Consider the following 16,927-nt stretch of genomic DNA (forward strand, 5'->3'; position numbering starts at 1 on the left):
GGCGGGGGGCTTCCCGGGGCGTGTGCAGGACCGCGCCTTCCCGCACGGCCGCCTCGACGATCTTCGCCACCCGGGCGTGGGCGGCCGGGTTGACGAGCGGACCGACGTCCGTTGCCGGCTCCGTGCCGTCTCCGATCCGCAACGCCCGGGCCCGGGCGGCCAGCGACTCGACCAGTGCTGGCGCGATGCCCGGGGTGCAGTAGACCCGGCTGGTGGCGGTGCAGGCCTGCCCGGTCAGCCCGAACGCGCTCCGGGCGATCAGCTCGGCGGCAACGTCCGGCTCCGCGTCGTCCAGGACGACGGTGGCGTTCGATCCGCCCAGCTCCAGTTGGACGCGGGCCATGCGCTGCCCCGCGACCGCCGCGATCTGCCGGCCGATCTCGGTGGACCCCGTGAAGCTGACGGCCTGGACGCCCGGGTGGGCGACGACGGCGGCGCCGACCGTGGCGCCCCCGCCGATCAGGACGTTGAGTACGCCCGGAGGCAGTCCGGCTGATTCGAGGAGCTCGGCAAGGAGGACGCTCGGTCCGGGCGCCTCGAGGGCGGGTTTGAGCACGACGGAGTTGCCCGCCACCAGTGCCGGCCCGAGCTTCCACGCCGGAATTGCCAGGGGGAAGTTCCACGGGGTGATCAGGCCGACCACCCCGAGCGGCTCCCGCCGCGACGTGATCCGCAGGTTCGGTTCGAGGTTGGCGAACTCGTGGCCGGCGAGTCGCCAGCCTTCGGCTCCGAAGAACGAGAGATAGTCGACGGTCCGGTCGACCTCCGCGCCCGCCTCCCGGAGGGTCTTGCCCTCCTCACGCGTGATTGCCGCCGCGAATTCGGTGCGGCGCTCGGCGAGGATCGCCGCGGCACGGGTGAGGATCTCGCCGCGCCGCGGCGGAGGGGTACGCCGCCAGGCCCGCTGCGCGTCGACGGCGGCACGGACCGCCGCGTCGACGTCGGGGACGTCGGAGAGCGAGAGGTGTGCGACCAGGTCCCCGGTCGGGCCGTGCAGTGCTCGACTGTCGCCGCCGACCGGGCGTCCGTTGATGCGGCCGGCGATCACCGACCTGTCCGTGGCGAGGTTCTGGATGCTACTCACCGCCCGGGTCGTTCTCTTCGAGGATGTGTTCGAGGACTTCGTGCACGTGCCTGCGCATCGCGCCCTCGGCGCCCTCGGGGTCCTGGTTGGCGATCGCCTCCGCGATCGTGACGTGCAGGTGCGCGGCGGCCGCTTTGAAGCCCTGCCGCGCGGGCCTGATGTTGCGCAGGGTCTGGGCCAGGTCGAGCGCGTTGCGGGCGTATCGCTGCAGGTGGCCCGAGCGGGAGGCGTCGACGATGGTGAGGTGGAACTGCGCGTCGAGTGTCCTGAACTCCTTGGGCTCTCCGCGGTCGGCCGCTTCGAGGCTGCGGCCCGCGAGCGTGACGATGGCCTCCGCCTGTTCGTCGGATCGTCGCAGCGCCGCCAACCTCGCGGTCATCCCCTCGATGCACTCGCGTACTTCGAAAGCCTCGGCCAACGCCGGCTTCGACGGCGTCGCGATCCGGATGCCCTGGGGATGGATCGAGACCAGGCCCGCTTCGGTCAGATGGATGAGTGCCTCACGGACCGGGGTGGCGCTCACCCCGCAGAGTTTTGCGATGCGCGGGATGGTGAGGTACATGCCGGGGGCGAGCGTGCCGTCGACTATGGCCTCTCTGAGCAGCGCCGCCGTACGAGCGGTCAGATTCTGGTGTCGTGCCAGCGGTGTGATCTTCAGCGAGGAATCGTCGCCGCTCACTGCCCCTCCCCATTCGAGTAGTTCGACCAATATCTCATATATCACTCCGTTGCGGAGAGGACAGTCCGAGGCAACGTACTCAGGAACCTCGTTCCATTCTCTTCCACCGCGAGGATGTCGGTGCAGCCGACGGCTCCCAGGCCCGGGACCCGAAGTGTCGGTAGGAGGTGGAAGACCATGCCGACCTCGACGGGGCGCGGGTCGCCTGCGCGAATGTCGAGGACGTCTCCTTCGCCGAGGCCCGGCGGGTACGCGATGCCCATGCTGTAGCCGCCGCGGTTCGGCCAGTACGCGGCGGGGACCTCGGCCTCCACGAGGGACCGGCCGGCCCTGTCCACGTCCCCGATCGGCACTCCCGGCCGGGCCGCGGCCCGCATCGCCTCGCCGGCCGCCGCCGACAGCGCGACCATACCCGTGAGCTGCGACGTCGGCCTCGCGCGTGTCACGGTCCGGGTCAGGACGCCGTGATACCTGCCCTTCGAGGCGCACACCTCCAGGCGCAGCGGCTCCTGGTCGCCGACCGGGCGCTGGGCATGCGTCGAGTGGGTCACGAGGGAACTCACCCCCGGAACGATGTAGGCCGGCGACCCGGTGTACTCGCTCCCGCCGCGCGCGAGGCTGGCGAGTACGGTGGCCGCGACGTCGCTGTCGGTCCTGGCCGTACGAAGGCTGTCCAGCCCGGCGAGGACGGACGCTTCGGCGAGCTCGGTGGCCCGCTGGATCAGCGCGATCTCCGCGGGCGACTTGCGGGCACGGTGCCGCTCCACGAGGCCGGAGGCGTCGACCAGGTCGATCTCCTCGCGCAACTGGTCGTAGTACAGCGGAGGCAGGAACAGGCTCCGCCGGTCCACGCCGAGCCGCTTTCCCGCGAGCCCTTCCCGCCTGATCGACGACAGCAGGACCGGAATGGGGTCGGAGAGGGACTCGACCCCGATCGGGACGGGTTCGGCCACCCACGGCAGGTCGGGCACGTTGACGCGTTCGGTGTTGCGGACCACGAATGTGATGTCGCCCTCGGCAGGCAGGATCACGCACTGGAAGATGTGATAGCCGGGCGTCGTGTATCCGGTGAGATAGGTGATGTTCTCGGGCCCGGTGACGAGAAGCGCGTCCATGTTCCGCGCGGCCATGTCCGCGCGCACGGCCGCCAGCCGCGACGCGTACTCGTCGTCGGTGAAGTATCGGTTCATCGAGCTGTTCCTCTCCTAGCTGACAACTGGTTGGTATCGGCGAGTTGCTCCAGGGCAACCGACAATCTGCGCAGGCCCTCCTCCAGTTCGGGCCGCGGCACCGAGAAGGTGAGCCGCCCGAACACCGGGGCGCCGAATCGGTTGTCGTGTGCGACCGAGACGCGCGCTCGGGAGGTCCACGATTCGAAGAAGGACGCCTCCTCGCCGGTCGCGATGCCGAGCTCCTCCGGGACGAGCTCGATCAGTTGGTAGATGGCGCCGGACGGCCGCACCGTCCGGATGCCACGCCATCGGTCCACGACGGCGTGCGACAGGTCGCGCAGCTCCTGGTGTCGTCGCGGGTCGTGATGATCCCGGGGCGCACCGGTGAGCGCTCCCCACGCCGCCCACTGGCTGATCGAGGGAGCGCAGTTGCACAGGCCGGCGTGTACGCGTCGGGCGACGTCGATGACGGCTCTCGGTCCGGCGGCGTAACCGACCCGCCAACCGGTCATGCCGTAGGCCTTGGAGACGCCGTCGATCGTGACCGTCCGGGCCAGCACCTCGGGACCCAGGGAACCGAGGCTGGGTGCGGGCCGCCCGTCGTACACGAAGCGGGCGTAGATCTCGTCGCTCACGATGGTCGCGGAGCTGTGGTTGACCACCACGTCGGCGAGCCCGGCAAGCTCGTCGGCGCTGTAGACCGCGCCGCTGGGATTGGCCGGCGAGTTGAGCAGTACGACCCTCGTGTCGTCGTCGAGGGCGTCTCGCAGCTGCGCCCTGGTGAGCTTGTAGCCCGTGTCCGGTGTCGTCCCGAGCCCGACGATCCGCCCGCCCAGCCGCTCGATCTGCCCCCGGTAGCCCCCGTAGTGCGGGACCGGCAACACGACGGCGCTGCCAGGTCCGACCAGTGCGCTGAGTACGCAGAAGACGCTCAGCTTCGCGCCGGCGGTCACCATGATCTGCGAAGGCTCGTAGGACAGGCCGCGCTCCTCTAGAAGGGACCGGCTGACGGCCTCCCTGAGGGGCGCGATGCCCGCCGCGCCGACGTACCTGGTGTCGCCCCGGTTGATCGCTTCGGTGGCCGCGGCCGCGGCCGACGGCGGAGAGCCGATGTCCGGTACGCCGGTGGCGAGGTCGATGGTGTCCATCGGGCTATCCGGCGGAGGGGACGTCAGGCGTCGAGGCGTCGTCCTGCGCCCCGGACGTGTCACGGAGGACCCGGGTGGCCGCGTTGTACCCGGGGATGCCCGTCACCGTTCCGCCGGGCCAGACACCCGAGCCGCACAGGTAGAGGCCCCGCACCGGCGTGCGGTACCGGGCGAGACCGGGGGTGGGCCGGTTGCCGAACATACCCAGCGGCGTCATGTCGCCGTGCAGCTGGTGGCCCTCGACCAGCCCGTACTCCCGCTCGAAGTCGACCGGACTGAAGGTCACCTGGTCGACGATGATGTCCTTGATGTTCACGATGAATTCCTCGATGGTGTCGATGCAGGTGGCCGCGAACTTGGCCTTCGTCTCGGCGTCCCAGGCCCCGGACGCGAGGCGGTACGGCGCGTACCAGACGTTGACGCTCATCAGGTGCCGCCCCGGCGGGGCGACGCTGGGGTCGACGACCGATGGGGTCAGCCCCAGGAGCTTGGGGCGCCTCGACGGGTGGCCGTACTTGTAGTCGTCGTGGGCCTCCTCGAGGTACTCCACGGTCGGCGAGTAGCGGTACTGGCAGGCCGCCAGCTGTCGCGCCTCGGTGTCGGAGGTGGCCGAGCGGTGGATGGGCAGCCCGTCGAGGGCCAGGACGAGTTTGAACGCTCCCCCCGCCATCTTGAGGCTGCCCAGCCGCTCGGCGAGTCCGTCGGGGACGAGCGCCGGGTTGTCCAGCAGGTTCAGGAGGGTGGTCTTGGGATTGAGGTTGGACAGCACCGTCTGTGCCGTCACCTCGTCGCCGGACGAGAGCACCACGCCGGTGGCCCGCTCCCCCGCCGTCACGATGCGTTCGACCCGGGTCTCGAGGCAGATCTCGACGCCCCGCGCCTCGGCGGCGGCGCGCATGGCTTCGGCGATCGAACCCATCCCACCGCGGGGTAGGCCGGTCGAGCCCCGGACCATGTGGCGCCGCGGGTCGTCGGCCGTCGCGTGCCCGCTCATCAGGGACAGCGGGCGGCGCAGGAGGCCGATCGGTGATCCCGGGGTGGAGGGCGCGACGTTCCCGGCGCTCATCGACAGGCTCGCCAGCAGCGCCTTGAGGTGGGGGCTGGACAGCCGCCTGTCGAGGAAGTCCTGGATGTTGCCGAAGAACACCTCGGCGAACGCCGCCTCGTCGTCGGGCGTACGCATGGCCGCGGCCAGCTCCGCGAGGCTGGGCGGGTCGTCGAACACCGACACGCCGAGCTTGCGCGCGAAGTCGTTGAAAAAGTCGATGATGGCGAAGTAGGACTCGACGTCGTTCGGTGCCAGTAGGCGCAGGTCGGCCTCGGTCCGCTTCCGGTCCCGCCAGCCCTTGAACGACCGTCCGTCGGCGAGCGGGAACACCATGGTCGGATCGGGCCGGTCGAAGGTGACCCCGAAGTGCTCCAGCTGCATGTCCCCGAAGATCCGCGGTTCGAGGGCGCTCGGCGTGTTCGTGATCGTGCCCCGGTACCCGGGGAAGAACTCCAGCGGCGCGCAGAGGCCCCCGGCCTGCGCCCGCTGCTCGACGACAAGTACCCGGCGACCGGCTGCGGCCAGGTAGAAACTGGCGACAAGACCGTTGTGGCCGCCGCCGACGATCACGGCGTCGTAGTGGGTGCTTCTCGGCTTCATCGCGATACTCCATATTCGATATATCGCAGACGGGCGACGTGACCCGACCGCGAGACGATCCCCAGCTAGTTCGAGAAGCCGGTCCTGGACAGGAACGCCTTGAGGCCATCGGTCTGTGGAGCGCGGAGCAGCCGGCTCGGCGAGCCCGACTCGACGATGCGCCCGTCCTGCATGAACACGATCCTGCTCGCCACCTCCTCGGCGAACCGCAGCTCGTGGGTGACCACGATCATGGTCATGCCGTCCGCGGCCAGATCGCGCATGACGTCGAGCACCTCTCCGACCAGCTCGGGATCGAGCGCCGACGTCGGTTCGTCGAAGAGGATCAGCTTCGGGCGCATGGCCAGCGCCCGGGCGATCGCCACGCGCTGCTGCTGCCCGCCGGAGAGCTGCCGCGGGTAGGAGCCGGCCTTCTCCGCCATGCCGACCCGCTCCAGAAGCTCGACGGCGAGGGCGACGGCGTCGGCGCGCTTGCGCCCGATCACCCGGGTGGGCCCCTCGACGACGTTCTCCAGCACCGTCATGTGCGGGAAGAGGTTGAACTGTTGGAACACGATGCCGATGTGCCGCCGGTTCACGGCGACCCTGCGCTCGGGGAGCTCCACGAGCGCGCCGTTCGACTCCCGGTAGCCGACGTACTCACCGTCGACCTTGATGACGCCCGAGTCGACCGTCTCCAGATGGTTGACGCACCGCAGCAGCGTCGTCTTGCCGGACCCCGACCTTCCGATCAGGCAGACCACCTCGCCCCTGGAGACGTCGAGGTCCACCGACTTGAGCACCTCGATGCTGCCGTACGACTTCCGCACTCCCCTGATCGTGACGAGCGGTGTCATCCGCGCACCACCTTTCGCACCATGCGCCCCCCGGCCCGAACAGGGCCGATGCGCGTCGCCCCGGGGCGGGCCACGCCCCTACCGAAGATCCGTTCGATGTAGATCTGCGCCACCATGAGGATCGAGGTGCAGACGAGGTACCACGCGGAGGCGACGAGCAGCAGCGGGATCGGCTGGAAGTTCCGGGAGAAGATCTGCTCCGAGACGTACAGCAGGTCGCCCAGGGACAGCACGCTGACCAGTGACGAGTACTTCAGCATCCCGATGATGTTGTTGAAGGTCGGCGGGATGATGACCCGGATGGCCTGGGGCAGGACGATGCGACGGAACGTGTGCCACGGGGTCATCCCCAGGCCCTTGGCGGCCTCGGTCTGCCCCCGGTCGATCGAGAGCAGACCACCCCGAACGATCTCGGACATGTAGGCGGCCTCGTTGAGGCCGAGCCCCAGGACCCCGGCGACCATCGCCGAGATCACCGCGTTGGTCGGCCAGCTGTGCAGTTCGGGGCCGAACGGGATGGCCAGCGTCAGCTTCGGGTACAGCGCGCTCAGGTTGTAGAAGAAGATGAGCTGCACCAGGGTCGGTGTGCCCCGGAAGATCCACGTGTAGAACCAGGCGAAGCGGGAGAGAATCGGGTTCTGGGACATCCGGCACAGGGCGATGACGATGCCGAGCACGATGCCCAGGCTCATCGCCAGGACGGTGACCTCCAGCGTCAGCAGCAGGCCGCTGAGGATCGCCTCGCTGAACAGGTACTCGGCGAAGACGTCCCACCGGTAGGCGTCGTTGGTGACCATCGAGACCACCATGCGCGCCGCGAGCACGAGGGCGACCGCGACCGACACCCAGCGCCAGGGGTGCCGCTGCTTGACCACGTGCAACGCTTCCGGGGCCTCCCGGGTGAGGTCTCGCGGCGCGGCCGTGGCGCTATCCATGTTGGCTCCACTCGTCGTCGGCCGGGAGCCACCGGGTCGTGCCGCCCGCCTTCAGGGCGATCTGCGTGAAGCTCTCCTCGTCACTGACGGAGCCGTGCCAGTGATGCGCGTGGGCCGGGATCACCACCCAGTCGCCGGGCCGGAGCTCGTGCACCTCGCCCTCGATGGACACCGCGCCCCGGCCGCTGACGGCGTAGAGCACCTGGTCGACGCTGTGGGTGTGCGGCAGGGTGCGCGCCCCGGGCGCGAAGTAGACGCCGGTGAGGTCGGTGCCGACCTCCTCGCCGTTGCGGTACAGGTCCGTCCGGGAGACGGCGCCGGCGAAGCGGTCCGGCTCGTCGGCCAGCTCAGCCTGAACCGGGTCGAAATGCCTCGGCTTCATCGTCTCTGCCTCCGTTCAGTGGGTGTCGAAGATCTGTTGCAGGGATCGGACGTATTCGTTGGTGGCGCGCTTCTCGGCGTCGGTCGGCTGGCGCGGGTCCTTGGCCACTGGCGCGGCGCCGAACCTGAGCAGGCAGGCGAGCAGGAGCATCCGGGCCTTCGTGGCGCTGAGGTTGCTGCCCGCGACGAACGGCGCCGGGGCTCGACCCACCGGGTCCTCCGGCCGGCCGCGGCCGCACCAGACGACGGGAAATCCCGAGTACGCGGCGAACGACAGCGAGGATTCCACCTCGCGGCTGGCCCAGCCGTTGGGCGCGATGCCCTCCAGCACGAAGCCGGCCAGACCGTGCCGCTCGGCGTGGTGCGACACAGCGTCGGCGACGCCGAGGTCCGCACAGCCGCAGGTGCCCGCCAGGCCGTACCTGCCGTACACGACGATGGTGACGACCGGAAGCACCTCGGGGGCGAGCCGGCCGCTGCCGTCGGTGACCTGGACCAGCCTGGTGCCGCCGGCGCCATCCAGGGCCGGAACCTCGCGCGGAAGCGCGGAGATCCGCACGGCGGAGCTTCGGGTGTGCCGCCGCAGCGGCAGGTACTCCAGCCGGATGGGCCACTGCGTGGCGCAGGTGGCCACCGGGCCGCCGCCGGCGTAGCCACCCGGGCGTCCGGCCACCTTGTACGCTCCGCGCGCGGTGCGGACGACGCCGTCGGCCACCAGGACCGGGCCGACGGCGTCTCCCCGGCCGTCCAGGTCCCAGGCTCTCGACGCGATGTACCGCACGCCGTCGACGAGGTTCTGGGCGCCGTCCGACCCGAGGGAGCGATGCAGACGCTGGGCGACCTGGCCGACGATGGGCTTGTCGGTGTCGATGAGCAGCGCGAGCCAGTACAGCGTCTCCTCGATCACCGGGCTGCCCTCGAGCCACTGCACCCCGGCGACGCCGTCCTCGGCAGTGATCTGCTGGACCGTGTTGGTGATGGTCACGAGGGTGGCGATGGTCGGCTCGGCGCGGCTCTCCCAGGCGCCGTACGGGAAGTAGTCGACTCCGAGGACCTCGGGGGCTTCGCCGGACAGGTACCCGGCCGGCGGGGCGGCGCGGAAGTGCCGGTACCGGGCCAGCCGGCCGAGCGCCCCGGCGCGTCCGGTCTCGTCGACCCAGAGCGCGTCGAGCTCTTCGTACAGGCGCTCCGCCGACGGGAAGAAGCTCTGTGCCGCCGGGTCCGCGCCCTCGGGCAACGGAAGCGCCACCAACTGCCCCCGGGCAAGTACCACCTTCCGCGGGACCGGGGGTGTCGCGTCGTTGTCCAGCTCGTCGATCGGGTGGCCGCTGCGGTCGACGACGCCGATGACGACGTCGTCGGCCACGCGCTGCGGCACCAGCGCGGCGGGATCCGCGCCCATGGGCGGCGTGTTGAGGATGGTCGCCGTCGGGCCCGCGATCACCGCGACCAGTGGACGGGACTCCGCGCCGGGTTGCGTGTCGGGTTGGCTGCTCACGGGTGGGCCCTCAGTTGGTGCCGGCATTGATGAGGGCCTTGTCGGAAGCGATGCCCTGGACGTTCCACTTCTCGAGGATCTTCAGGTACGTACCGTCGTCCATCAGCTCCTGGAGCGCGGCCTTCATCGCGTCGCGCAGCTTCGGCTCGGCCTTGGAGATCGCAATTCCGGTGTAACCACCGGCCATGAGCGGGTCCCCGAACAGCTTCAGCGCGCTTCCGGCCTGCTTGACCGCGTAGGCGGCCGGCGCCGTCGAGGCGAAGACCGCGTCGACCCGCTGGCTGGTCAGCGCGACCACCGCCTGTGGATTGCTCGGGTAGGTGGCGGCCTCGATCGCGGGCTTCCCCGCCGCCACGCACTTTTTCTGAGAGAGGTCGTCGATGATCAGTGCCTCGGCGCTACCTGCCCCGACGCCGACGCGTTTCCCGCATGGGATCGGGTCGCCCTGGTAGTCGCTGCGGGTGATGAAGGACTGGGAGACGCGATAGGCGTCGAGGATGTCGACAGCCTTCTGGCGCTCCCTGGTGTCGAGGAAGCTGATGCCCGCGTCGAAGCGTCCGGCCTCGATGCCGGTGATCACTCCCGTGAACTTGGTGCGGGTGAAGTTGATTTTCAGGCCGAGCTTCGCGGCGACCGCGTCGAGCATCTCGGCGTTGTAACCGATCACGTCCTTCTCGTTGGTGTCGAGGAAGTTGTCGGGCGGGAAGTCGGCCGAGCCCGCCACCTCGATCGTGCCGCGGGCGGCGATCTCGGCGGGCACGAGGGCGTGCAGGGTGTCGTCGGCCTTCACCGCCGACGCGACGTCCTTGTCGGGGCCGTCGCCTCCGCAGGCGCTCACGGCCATGAGAAGGACGAGTGCGACGGGGGCGGCAACGCGGGAGGGTTTGAGAGCGGAGAGAGTCATGGCGCCTCCAGATATCCCAGATGCGGCGTACGCTATGCGATATATCTCTCACCGGCAAGAGGCTGATTCGCCCGCGATCCAGCGCCCCACCTGGGCCTACTGCCCCCTCCACGCGAGGGAGGTGGCCGCGGGGCGACCACCCTGGCGAACCGAGCCCGCCCGCACGTCGCGTCCCAGCCTCTGAAATCCTATTTACCCGGTAGGGATTACCGGGTTACCTTGGCAGCCATGATCAGTCAGGTGAATCCCCTCGACGGCACCGCGGTCGCGGTGTCCCGGGGATGTTGCCGTGGCTGGACCACCGCGCGCGGCTGTTGCCGCTGAGCGCGCATCCCTGACTTCTCCCTGTCGCCACGCCGCCGGCTCGACGACGAGCCGCAGCGTGTCCGCCACCGGTCAACGGCCACTCGACGCCGCCCCCGCCCGCCGCGGGGCGCCGGCGCACACCCGTCGTTCTCGATCAGGAGGAACGTCATGACTGTCCTCGACCAATCACCCGCGCCTGTCGACCCGGACCTGTTCCGTGCCCTGCTGCGCCGGCAGGCCGCGTCGGTCGCGGTGGTCACCGCCGCCGGCGACCCGCCGGTGGGGTTCACCGCGACGTCGTTCACGTCGGTGTCCCTGCGCCCGCCACTGGTCTCGTTCTGCCTGGCCCGGTCCTCGTCGAGCTGGCCGACCGTCGCCGGCGCGGCGCACGTCGGGGTGCACCTGCTCGGTGAGGACCAGCGGGAGGTCGCGCGGACGTTCGCGACCAGCGGTATCGACCGGTTCGCCGCGCACTCCGGCTGGCGGCACGGCCCGTACGGGGTGCCGCTGCTCGACGAGCCGGTCGCCTGGCTGCTGTGCCGGGTGACCGAGCGGGTGCTCGCCGGCGACCACGCGATCGTGCTGGCCGAACCGCTGAGCGGTCACCACGGGGAGGGCGCCCCGCTGCTCTACCACATGGGGCGGTACGCCGCCCTGCAGCCATCCACGAAGGAGTCGTAAGTGAAGCCGTCACGCCATTTCGATCGCCGGGCGTTCCTGTCCGCCACCCTCGGCGCGGTCGCGCTGGGCCTGACCGCCTGCGCCGGCGACGAGACACCCGACGCGGCGCTGGCCGCCGGCGCGCCGCTGCCGGAGTCCGCACCGAAGGGCACCAAACTCGTCGTGGGCGACAAGGAGCACCAGAAAGCCCTCGAGTTCTCCGGCGAGGTGGACAAGTTCACGTTCCAGGTGGAGTTCGCCAACCTCAGCGGCGGCCCGCAGACCCTGGAGGCGTTCCGGGCCGACGCCCTGGACATCGGGTCGGTCGCGGACATCCCGCCGATCCACTCCCACTGGACCGGCATTCCCACGAAGATCGTCGCATCGAAGTTCCGCCAGGACCCGCTGAACCACGCCATCTACCGGCTCGGCATCGCGCCCGGCGTCGCGGTCGCCACGCTCGCCGACATCCGCGGCAAGAAGATCGCGTACAGCCCGGGGCAGGCACAGGGCGCGCTGGTGCTGCGCGTCCTGCACAAGGTCGGACTGACCAAGCAGGACGTCAAGCTGGTCGAGCTGCCGAGCACCGGCGACGCGTACTCGACCGCGCTCGCCAGCCGCCAGGTCGAGGTCGCCCCGATCGGGGGCGTGCAGATCAGGCGCTACGAGACCAAGTACGGCAGGGACGGCGCCACCACGATCGCGCACGGCCTGCGGGACGACCCCGGCCACCTGTACGCGCCGGTCACCGTGCTGGCCGACCCGGCGAAGGCGGCCGCGATCCGCGAGTACGTGCAGGCGTGGGCGCGGGCCTGGCGGTGGCGGGAGGCCAACCCGGACGAGTGGATCGAGCGGTACTACGTCAAGGACCAGGGCCTCAGCGCCGACGACGGCAGGTGGCTGGTCGAGAACGCCGGCGTGGCCGACATCCCGGCGAGCTGGACCGAGGCCATCGCCCGGCACCAGGAAACCATCGACCTGCTGGCGAAGGAGACCGGCAACAAGCCGCTCCGGGCCGAGGACCTGTACGACCGGCGGTACGAATCGGTCGCCGCGGACGCGCTCGCCGCGGGAGGTGCCCGATGACCGCCTCCGTTCTCACCCGGCCCCGGACGGCGACGACCGCGCCCGCCCGCAAGCCGAGGCGCCGGCTGAAGCCGGGCCGCCCCATCCCGTTCGGGGCGGCGCTCGGCCCGCTCCTGCTGCTCGCGGCGTGGGCGCTCGGCTCGGCAACCGGCTGGCTCGACTCCCGTACCCTCTCGGCGCCCTGGACCGTGGTGACGACGGCGGGCGACCTCATCGCGGACGGCCGCCTGCAGGACAACCTGGCCGTCTCGGCGCGCAGGGCCGCCCTGGGCCTCGCCATCGGCACCGTCGCCGGCACGGTGCTGGCCCTGGTCGCGGGGCTGAGCCGGTTGGGTGAGGCAATCCTCGACGGCCCGATCCAGATCAAGCGGGCCATCCCGGCCCTCGCCCTGGTGCCGCTGCTCATCCTCTGGCTCGGCATCGGTGAGCAGATGAAGGTCACGACCATCACGCTGGGCGTGCTCGTGCCCGTCTACATACACACGCACAACGGGTTGCGCAGCATCGACACCCGGTACGTCGAACTGGGCGAGTCGCTGCGGCTGCGGCCGGCCGTCTTCCTCCGCCGGATCGTGCTGCCCGGCGCGCTGCCCGGCTTCCTGCTCGGCATGCGGTTCGCCGTCGTGGGCGCATGGCTGGCCCTCGTGGTGGTCGAGCAGATCAACTCGACCAGCGGCATCGGCTACATGATGGATCTGGCCCGCCAGTACGGCCAGACCGACGTGATCATCGTCGGGCTCGTGCTGTACGGGCTGCTCGGGCTGCTGTCCGACGGCGCCGTCCGACTCGTGCAGAGGAGGGCGCTGTCGTGGCGACGCACGCTGGCGGACTGACCGCCACCCGCCCCGTCCGGGTCCAGGGACTGGTGCGCGGCTTCGGTGACCGAACCGTCCTGGACGGTCTCGACCTGGAGGTCGGCGCGGGGGAATTCGTCGCGCTGCTGGGTCGCAGCGGGTCGGGCAAGAGCACCCTGCTGCGCACGCTCGCCGGCCTGGACGGCGCCGTGACGGGCTCGGGGCTGGTCGACGTACCGGACAACTCCTCGGTCGTGTTCCAGGACGCCCGGCTGCTGCCGTGGCAGCGCGTCCTGGACAACGTCGTCCTCGGCCTACGCGGATCGGACGCACCCGAACGCGGCCGCGCGGCCCTCGCCGAAGTCGGACTGGCCGGGCGCGAACGGGCCTGGCCCAGTGAGCTGTCCGGTGGTGAGCAGCAGCGGGTGGCGCTGGCCCGGGCCCTGGTGTCCGAGCCGGAGCTGCTGTTGGCCGACGAGCCCTTCGGCGCGCTGGACGCGCTGACCCGGCTGCGCATGCACGACCTGCTGCGCGAGCTGTGCGCCCGGCACCGGCCCGCGGTGCTGCTCGTCACGCACGACGTGGACGAGGCCGTCACGCTGGCCGATCGGGTGCTGCTGCTCGACGCCGGCCGTATCGCGGTGGACCTCGCCATCGACCTGCCGGCGCCGCGTTCGCACCGGCAACCGCGGTTCCTCGCCTACCGGGAGTCCCTGCTGCGGGCGCTCGGCGTCGACCAGACGGAAGGATGACCATGCTGCACCTCAACGCGTTCCTGATGGGTGTCGGCCACCACGAGGCGGCCTGGCGGCTGCCGGAGAGCGACCCGTTCGCGCAGACCGACGTCGCGCACTTCACGCGCCTGGCACGCATCGCCGAGCGCGGCAAGCTCGACTCGCTCTTCCTCGCCGACAGCCCGGTGCTGTGGAACAGCATCGGTCGGCGGCCGGGCGGCACCCTCGAACCGACCGTGCTGCTCACCGCACTGGCCGGCGCGACCAGACACATCGGCCTGATCGCGACCGCCTCGACGACGTACAACGAGCCGTTCAACCTGGCCCGCCGGTTCGCGTCGCTGGACCACGTCAGCGGCGGCCGGGCCGGCTGGAACATCGTCACCACGGCCGGCGAGCAGGCGGCCCGCAACTTCAACCTGGACGAGCTGCCCGCCCACCGGGACCGGTACGAGCGGGCCGCCGAGTTCGTCGAGGTGTCGCTGAAGCTCTGGGACAGTTGGGACGACGCCGCGCCGCTCGGCGACAAGGACGCCGGCCGGTGGGGCGACGACGACCTGCTCTACCCGACGGAGCACGTCGGGCGGTACTTCCGGGTGGCCGGCCCGCTGAACGTCCCCCGCTCGCCGCAGGGCTACCCGCTGCTGGTGCAGGCCGGGTCGTCCGAGGACGGCAAGGAGCTGGCCGCCCGGTACGCCGAGGCCGTCTTCACCGCCCAGCAGACACTCGCCGAGGCGCAGGCGTTCTACCGGGACCTCAAGGAACGGGCCGCGCGGGCCGGCCGCGATCCGGACACCATCAAGATCCTGCCGGGGATCGTGCCGGCGATCGGCGCCACGGAGGCGGAGGCCCGCGCGCTGGAGGACGAGTTGGATCGGTTGATCAAGCCCGAGTACGCCCGGCAGCAGCTCGCCACCACGCTGCGGGTCGCGCCGGAGGACCTCGACCTGGACAAGGAGCTGCCCGCCGACCTGCCCGCCGAAGACGAGATCGAGGGCGCCAAGAGCCGGTACACGTTGATCGTCACCCTGGCCCGGCGGGAACGGCTGACCGTACGCCAGCTCATCGGCCGGCTCGGTGGCGGGCGCGGGCACCGCACCTTCGCCGGCACGCCGGAGCAGGTCGCCGACGCCATCGAGGAGTGGTACCGCAGCGGTGCGGCCGACGGCTTCAACATCATGCCGCCGGTGCTGCCCTCCGGGCTGGAGGCATTCGTCGACCATGTCGTGCCGATCCTGCAGCGCCGCGGACTGTTCCGCACCGAGTACACCGGGGCAACCCTGCGCGACCACTACGGGCTGCCCCGCCCGACCAACCAGTTCACGCGGCAGCTCGCGGCCACCGCCCGCTGACCGCTGACCGCTGAAAAGGAGAACCCATGGTCGACTACCGGCCCTTCGGGCGCACCGGCGTCCGGGTCAGCTCGCTGACACTGGGCGCGATGAACTTCGGGCAACGGGGCAACCCGGACCACGAGGACAGCATCCAGATCATCCACCGGGCGCTCGACGAAGGCATCAACTCCATCGACACCGCTGACGTCTACTCCGACGGCGAGTCGGAGGAGATCGTGGGCAAGGCCCTCGCCGGCGGGCGGCGTGACGACGTCTTCCTCGCCACCAAGTTCCACGGTCAGGTCGGCGACAACCCGCAGCACCGGGGCAACTCCCGCCGCTGGGTCATCCGTGCGGTGGAGAACAGCCTGCGCCGGCTGCGCACCGACTGGATCGACCTGTACCAGGCGCACCGGCCGGAGCCGGACACCGACTTCGACGAGACCCTCGGCGCACTCACCGACCTGGTGCACCAGGGCAAGATCCGCTACATCGGCACCTCCACGTTCGAGCCGTCGGCCATCGTGGAGGGCCAGTGGATCGCGCAGCGGCGCGGCCGGGAGCGGGTGGTCAGCGAGCAGCCGCCGTACTCGATCCTGGCCCGTGGGGTCGAGCGCGAGGTGCTGCCCGTGGCCCAGCGGTACGGGCTGGCGGTGATCCCGTGGAGCCCACTGGCCGGCGGTTGGCTGTCCGGTCGCTACCACGCGGGGCTCGAGGCCCCGATCTCCCGTCGGGCGGGCTGGCTCCCGGCCCGGTTCGACCCGGCCCTGCCGGCCAACGCTGCCAAGCTGGCCGCCGTCGACGAGCTGGCCGCCCTCGCCGACGAGGCCGGGCTGTCGCTGATCCACCTGGCGATCGCGTTCGTCCTGGAGCACCCGGCGGTCACCTCGGCGATCATCGGACCACGCACCCTGGCGCACCTGGAGTCGCAGCTCGGTGCCGCCAAGGTGACGCTGTCCCGGGACGTGCTGGATCGCATCGACGCCATCGTTCCACCCGGCACCACGCTGAACCCGGCCGACGCCGGCTACCAGCCGCCGTCGCTGGCCGATCCGGCGTACCGCCGTCGTGGCGGGTCGTCGGAACAACCGACCGGGGTGGCCCCGTGAGCGGCGGACCGTCGCCGACCCCGGATGTCGTCGTGCTGGTCGGTAACCCGCGCGCTGGGTCGCGTACCCGAGGCGTCGCCGAGGCCGTGGCCGGGGCGCTGCTGGATCGGCTGGGCGGGTCGCTCGGCGCCGTCCAGGTGCTGGAGCTGGCCGAGGCCGTCGGAGTGTCGTTCGGACCGGAGCCGGCGTACGGGGCGAAGGCCGGTTCTGATCCGTTCGCGGCGGTGCGGTCGGCGCGGCTGCTGGTCGTCGCGACATCGGCGTACAAGGGCAGCTACACCGGGCTGTTGAAGATCTTCCTGGACCAGTTCCCGCACCGGGAGCTGGCCGAGGTCGTCGCGGTGCCGGTGTCCGTGGCCGCCTCACCGGCGCACGCCGACGCGGCGGCGTCGGCCCTGCGCGACGTGCTGCTCGAACTGGGCGCCCGGGTCCCGGCGCCGCCGCTGGCCGTGCCGGAATCGCGGCTCGCGGACGCGCGTGAGATAGCCGCGCGGTGGGCCGACCAGCACGCCGCCGCGGTCGGGCCACGCCTGGCCAGGGTGGTGTGACGTGCCTGTCGTGTCGCGACACCCCCGCCTGACCGGGCCGCCCTTCGTGGACCACCAGCCGCCCGACTTCA

The 16,927-nt window shown here is 71.0% G+C and carries 16 protein-coding genes and 1 pseudogene; 7 read left to right on the forward strand and 10 right to left on the reverse strand.

The features are described from left to right. Positions 1–70 precede the first annotated feature (70 nt). From JD77_RS35745 to JD77_RS28545, 10 genes and pseudogenes are all read right to left on the reverse strand, one after another. A pseudogene (locus JD77_RS35745) lies at positions 71–1,084 on the reverse strand (aldehyde dehydrogenase family protein); the annotation flags it as partial. Beyond that, a complete protein-coding gene (locus JD77_RS28505; protein WP_170286579.1) occupies positions 1,077–1,763 on the reverse strand; it encodes a GntR family transcriptional regulator in 687 nt (228 codons plus the stop codon). The gene JD77_RS28505 and the pseudogene JD77_RS35745, both read right to left, overlap by 8 nt. A gap of 41 nt (positions 1,764–1,804) precedes the next feature. After that, a complete protein-coding gene (locus JD77_RS28510; RefSeq protein WP_145776954.1) occupies positions 1,805–2,953 on the reverse strand; it encodes a M24 family metallopeptidase in 1,149 nt (382 codons plus the stop codon). Then, complete coding sequence (locus JD77_RS28515) at positions 2,950–4,083, reverse strand: aminotransferase class I/II-fold pyridoxal phosphate-dependent enzyme (RefSeq protein ID WP_145776955.1); 1,134 nt, start codon at positions 4,081–4,083, stop codon at positions 2,950–2,952. The genes JD77_RS28510 and JD77_RS28515 overlap by 4 nt, the downstream gene beginning before the upstream one ends. 4 nt (positions 4,084–4,087) lie before the next feature. After that, positions 4,088–5,731 carry a phytoene desaturase family protein gene (locus tag JD77_RS28520; RefSeq protein WP_145776956.1) on the reverse strand — a complete coding sequence of 548 codons (1,644 nt, stop codon included), beginning with the start codon at positions 5,729–5,731 and terminating at the stop codon, positions 4,088–4,090. A gap of 65 nt (positions 5,732–5,796) precedes the next feature. Continuing rightward, the gene (locus JD77_RS28525; RefSeq protein ID WP_145776957.1) at positions 5,797–6,567 is read right to left on the reverse strand and encodes an amino acid ABC transporter ATP-binding protein; all 771 of its coding nucleotides are present in this window, start codon (positions 6,565–6,567) and stop codon (positions 5,797–5,799) included. Beyond that, on the reverse strand, positions 6,564–7,502 hold the full coding sequence (locus JD77_RS28530; protein WP_145776958.1) for an amino acid ABC transporter permease: 939 nt from the start codon (positions 7,500–7,502) through the stop codon (positions 6,564–6,566). The genes JD77_RS28525 and JD77_RS28530 overlap by 4 nt, the downstream gene beginning before the upstream one ends. After that, complete coding sequence (locus JD77_RS28535) at positions 7,495–7,884, reverse strand: cupin domain-containing protein (RefSeq protein ID WP_145776959.1); 390 nt, start codon at positions 7,882–7,884, stop codon at positions 7,495–7,497. The genes JD77_RS28530 and JD77_RS28535 overlap by 8 nt, the downstream gene beginning before the upstream one ends. A 15-nt stretch (positions 7,885–7,899) precedes the next feature. Then, positions 7,900–9,381 (reverse strand): asparaginase domain-containing protein, encoded by a 1,482-nt coding sequence (locus JD77_RS28540; RefSeq protein ID WP_145776960.1) that lies wholly within the window; start codon positions 9,379–9,381, stop codon positions 7,900–7,902. 10 nt (positions 9,382–9,391) lie between these two features. Beyond that, complete coding sequence (locus JD77_RS28545) at positions 9,392–10,285, reverse strand: ABC transporter substrate-binding protein (RefSeq protein WP_145776961.1); 894 nt, start codon at positions 10,283–10,285, stop codon at positions 9,392–9,394. A 474-nt stretch (positions 10,286–10,759) separates the two neighbouring features. Here JD77_RS28545 and JD77_RS28550 point away from each other — a divergent pair, with 474 nt between their 5' ends. The 7 genes from JD77_RS28550 to JD77_RS28580 are packed head-to-tail and all read left to right on the forward strand — an operon-like array spanning position 10,760 to position 16,856. Beyond that, a complete protein-coding gene (locus JD77_RS28550) occupies positions 10,760–11,272 on the forward strand; it encodes a flavin reductase family protein (RefSeq protein WP_145776962.1) in 513 nt (170 codons plus the stop codon). Next, a complete protein-coding gene (locus JD77_RS28555) occupies positions 11,273–12,337 on the forward strand; it encodes an ABC transporter substrate-binding protein (protein WP_145776963.1) in 1,065 nt (354 codons plus the stop codon). Beyond that, the gene (locus tag JD77_RS28560) at positions 12,334–13,170 is read left to right on the forward strand and encodes an ABC transporter permease (protein ID WP_145776964.1); all 837 of its coding nucleotides are present in this window, start codon (positions 12,334–12,336) and stop codon (positions 13,168–13,170) included. Before JD77_RS28555 ends, JD77_RS28560 begins: the two co-directional genes overlap by 4 nt. Next, a complete protein-coding gene (locus JD77_RS28565; RefSeq protein WP_145776965.1) occupies positions 13,146–13,883 on the forward strand; it encodes an ABC transporter ATP-binding protein in 738 nt (245 codons plus the stop codon). The genes JD77_RS28560 and JD77_RS28565 overlap by 25 nt, the downstream gene beginning before the upstream one ends. After that, entirely contained in the window at positions 13,880–15,217 is a 1,338-nt protein-coding gene (locus JD77_RS28570) for an LLM class flavin-dependent oxidoreductase (protein WP_145776966.1), read from the forward strand. Before JD77_RS28565 ends, JD77_RS28570 begins: the two co-directional genes overlap by 4 nt. A gap of 26 nt (positions 15,218–15,243) precedes the next feature. Next, on the forward strand, positions 15,244–16,308 hold the full coding sequence (locus JD77_RS28575) for an aldo/keto reductase (protein WP_145776967.1): 1,065 nt from the start codon (positions 15,244–15,246) through the stop codon (positions 16,306–16,308). Continuing rightward, positions 16,305–16,856, forward strand: a complete 552-nt coding sequence (locus JD77_RS28580) for an NADPH-dependent FMN reductase (protein ID WP_145776968.1) — start codon at positions 16,305–16,307, stop codon at positions 16,854–16,856. The genes JD77_RS28575 and JD77_RS28580 overlap by 4 nt, the downstream gene beginning before the upstream one ends. Positions 16,857–16,927 lie beyond the last annotated feature (71 nt).

This window comes from Micromonospora olivasterospora (assembly GCF_007830265.1).
GTDB classification, from domain to species: domain Bacteria; phylum Actinomycetota; class Actinomycetes; order Mycobacteriales; family Micromonosporaceae; genus Micromonospora; species Micromonospora olivasterospora.